The sequence below is a fragment of the Bacillus sp. JJ1503 genome (genome assembly GCF_036965125.1).
Classification (GTDB): domain Bacteria; phylum Bacillota; class Bacilli; order Bacillales; family Cytobacillaceae; genus Cytobacillus.
On record NZ_JBALOZ010000373.1, the window covers coordinates 360 to 4,506 of the forward strand.

At 40.9% G+C, this 4,147-nt stretch carries 2 protein-coding genes; both read left to right on the forward strand.

Annotation, left to right across the window (positions count from 1 at the left end; translation table 11 throughout):
• The coding region (locus V7149_RS23120) for a M6 family metalloprotease domain-containing protein (RefSeq protein ID WP_335347930.1) at window positions 1-2,225 on the forward strand (2,225 nt) is incomplete at its 5' end.
• Between the two features lie 257 nt (window positions 2,226-2,482).
• Window positions 2,483-3,358, forward strand: a complete 876-nt coding sequence (locus V7149_RS23125; RefSeq protein WP_335347931.1) for a peptidylprolyl isomerase — start codon at window positions 2,483-2,485, stop codon at window positions 3,356-3,358.
• Window positions 3,359-4,147 lie beyond the last annotated feature (789 nt).

A 4,147-nucleotide genomic window follows, 5' to 3' on the forward strand; every position in this document is an offset into this window, starting at 1 on the left:
CTTTTGCTGCGGAACCAGGGCTAGATCAAATGCCCGACCCAGTGGATCCCCTATCATGGGTAAACCCAGAGGATATGACGTGGAATGATTATAATCCTGTTCCGGGTATCGACTGGAATACAGCGGATATTCAGCCTGAAACAGAACTTAGAGGGGCCTTGATTTTGGTTGACTTTCCGGATCAGGATTTTATCTTGACCCAACCGAAGGGTTCAGAGATCGCTGGTAACCCACAAGTCGACGCAATTCCACGTGAGCAACTAGGACAATGGTGGAAGGACTTTCTAAATACTCCAAGTGAACTTAACAATTATCAGACAATCGATGGCTTTTGGAAAGAGAACTCTCAGGGGAAATGGGGCGTAAGCCTTGATTCTTATGGTCCGTACCGCTTGGATAAATACGAATTTCAGTATGGGCTTAACTCTATGAATCCTGGTACCAAGCCAGAGCAATATCCAAGTGGAAACCTTTTTACAGATGGTGTAAATGCGGCTGCAGCTGACTTAACTGCATCTGGAGAAGAGTATGACTTTGCGTTCATCGTTCATGCCGGCTATGATGAATCGACTGTATGGCAAGAATTTGGCGAAATGATGTTCCTGAATCAGGAGTCAGTGTCTGATGAATTTGGACCGCCGGATTTACCTGGATTTGAAAACACACCAAACTGGGCACCGACTCGCTATGTACCATGGACATCCTACTATGCAGCCAAAACGATTTGGTCGGCTGCATCTAGTGCAAGAATAAATGGCAAAACGATTCGTGTCTCTATCCAAGGTGAAAGTGATGGCATGGGGACATTTGCTCACGAATTTGGCCATCTCCGCGGTCTTGGCGATAACTACAATAATGCGGCTCTTGACCCTAGAACCTATACGGGTTATTGGGAAACGATGAGCCGTGGTTCATTTAACGGCCCCGGTGGAACACACACTCGCTGGATGATTCCATCTACCCTTGGTGCTTCTTTATCGGCACCACATATGCTTCGAAATAAGATGAAACAAGGATTTGTATCTGATGATGAAGTCCTGCAGTTAAACCGTGATGAATTAAAAGAATCTGGACCGGTGTTTGCGGATGTGATCTCGCGTCAAGCGCCAATTGGCAGTAAATTTGGCCGAACCGGAATCCACGGTATCAACATCAGCATGAATGGAGATTTAACACCAAGCGATTATCTGACAGGTGACTGGCGTAACGATAAAATAGGCAATAACAATAACAACAAGTACAATAACTACACCATTGAAGTGGTAGACCGCATTGGTGCGGATTCCTTTGCAGCTGACTCTGGGGTATTGATAGCCAAAACAAAAAATGCTGAGACTGCCCCGTTTATGTGGGTAGTCGATTCACATCCTGAGGATATCAATCTGAAGGACTTTACGAGACCTGACGGCACAACAGCTATGGTTGGTAAAGGTGACCCTCGTCAATTACTTGATGCGTTATTCAAATCTGGTAATGGAGCAACGTTGGTCTCCGGACAATTCGATGGTTCAATTGATCAAGACACAATTGTCAGTGAGTACATCGATCCATACAATAAACTTCATTTCTACGTTTTAGGGAACAACAAAGGCGCTGAAGGAGTACTTCGTTATCAGGTTGCCGTACGTCACACTGAGGGCACAGGTGACTATAAACTCGGGGTAGATGTAAGCACTGGTAATGTGCAACCTGCTGTAGAAGACAAAGTAGCGGTCTATCATTTTAATGTCACTAATACCGGTGAAGCGAAGGATCTTATTCGTGTCAACGCTTCTGCCGGCGATGATTGGGAAGTGCAGCTTGAGCACAACGTAGTTGCTGTGGAACCTGGCGCAACCGTCGCTGTACCTGTATACGTGAAAATTCCGAAGGGCAAAACAGCTCCAGAAAGCCTTACGTTTACAGCCACATCAGAGACAGACTCTAGTCAAAGCGATTCTGTGACGAATCTATTACCTAGTAAACTTAGCGCAACAGGTATAAGCTCTGTAATTGATAGCTTTAACAATGAGGGAGAATTCAAAGCAGGTGCAGCACAAGCACTGAAAGCACATTTAAGATCTGTGGAACAATTTGAAAAGAATGGCTCTCCAGATAAAGTTGTCAAACATATTAATGACTTCAAACAATTCCTAGATCTTAAGAAAGATGCGGATCAGATCTCCGATAAAGCGTATAACAGCTTGAAAGCGTATGCCGATGCAATGATTGAGATCTGGCAATAAGGTAGATTCACCTTTTTAGAAAATACCTCCTGTGCCAGCGCTGCCTGGTGCGGGGGGAACAAATGTGAGTTTATGGGACTCATAGGAAACAAAAACAATAGAATGGCTGGGACAGTTGGCGAACTGTCCCGCCACATTTAAGTAGGTTGAGAAACGGTTACATCCATTTATTAGATTTTTTATGAATATAAGCCGATTTTTAAAATCCATCAAGGGCAATGACTTTGGGAAGTTGTCAAAAGTAGGGGTGAAGATAGTTGAAGAAAACAATCACAGTTATAGCCATATTATCATTGCTCTTAATACTTGGCGCCTGTACGAAGCAAACCTTAGGCGAAGAGAGCAAGGTACTTGTGAAAACGGACTATGGAACGATTACAGAAGATGATTTGTTTCAAGTAGTGTCAAGTACCGAGCGGGGAAAAGAATTGATTCAGAAGTTGGTTTATATGCAAATTTTGGAAGGTAAGTATGAGGTAACTGATAAAGAGGTGAATCAGCGGTTGAACGAGATAAAGGAACTGGCCGGAGATGAAGCTGGATTTGAAATGCTTCTCATCCAACAGGGTTTTAAAGACGAAGAGGATTTAATAGAACAAATTAAACAAACCCTTTATTTCTTTAAAGCAACAACCGAGGGGGTGGAAGTTTCAGATAAAGAAATCAATGATTATTTTGTACAACATATAGACGAATACACGGAGGTGAAAGCTAGCCATATTCTCGTGGATAAGGAGTCGACGGCAAAAGAAATTATCGAGGAATTAGAGAAAGGAACGGACTTTGCCGAATTAGCAGAAAAACATTCAACAGATAAGGTGTCTGCATTAGCTGGCGGAGATTTGGGCTATCTTTCCGGCAAAAACAAGGAAATGGATCCGACATTTCTAGCAGCGGCTTTAAAATTGAAAAAAGATGAAGTAAGCGAGCCAGTCAAAACGATGTTTGGTTATCACATTATTAAGGTAACAGATAGAAAGGAAAAGCCATTAAGCGATGTGAAAGATCAAATCAAACAAACACTTATGGGACAAGAGGCAAAACCTATTCAGGAGGTTCTAAACAAATTAAATAAAGATATTGAGATTAAAGTAGATTCATTGAAAGATGCATTTAAGGATGTAGAATCATAAAAACCAAAGATATCCCTTCAACTTTAACCTGTGCAGTATTTGCTGATAGCCCCAATGGTAAAGATGGCATTACTTGCGGAAAACCGTATTTTTCGGAAATATAGCAGTGCGTCTAATTTTTACATAAGCATATTTGGAAACCAAAAAAATTCAGTGTTTATGAAGGGAGCTGTTTCGACCCCGGCCACCGGTATCATTTATAGGCTTAAAGCCTTATAGGTCAATGCTTAGAAGCGATTCAAGCATTGGCCTTTTTAATTTAAGCGAAATGCTAATCGTGTGGACAATTTCGGTTAATAGGTACCTTTAACACCAATATTTCTTAAAGGGAGACGAAGAAATTGACCTAGACAAGAAAAATGAAAAGGATAACCGCAGCCCCAGTAGAAAAAACTATTAAGAAGTTATATGATGATTTTCAGCTTGAAATGTTGCTAGTATTGCTATTATTGATAAAAAGCTGGGGGATCACTATATCATGGCACTTAAACAAAAAGGTTTGAAGGATACCACCATTAATACTTAAGAGCAGCATGGGCCCATATCTATTTTGGAATTAAAGAGTGGAAAGAATTATACAGGCAACTGAAGGTACTTACTGAGGAAAAGAAATTTACCTTTATCCAGCCCATCAAGTGCCAGATTAATTACCGGAATTTAATAAAAACCGGACTATTAAGAATATGGTCATTTATAAAATTCTTATAATAATATGGGAGATGTCAATCATAAAGCTTCTATGTTTTATTTCATTTATATTTTTATTGATTTATTTATACTATCGTAGAA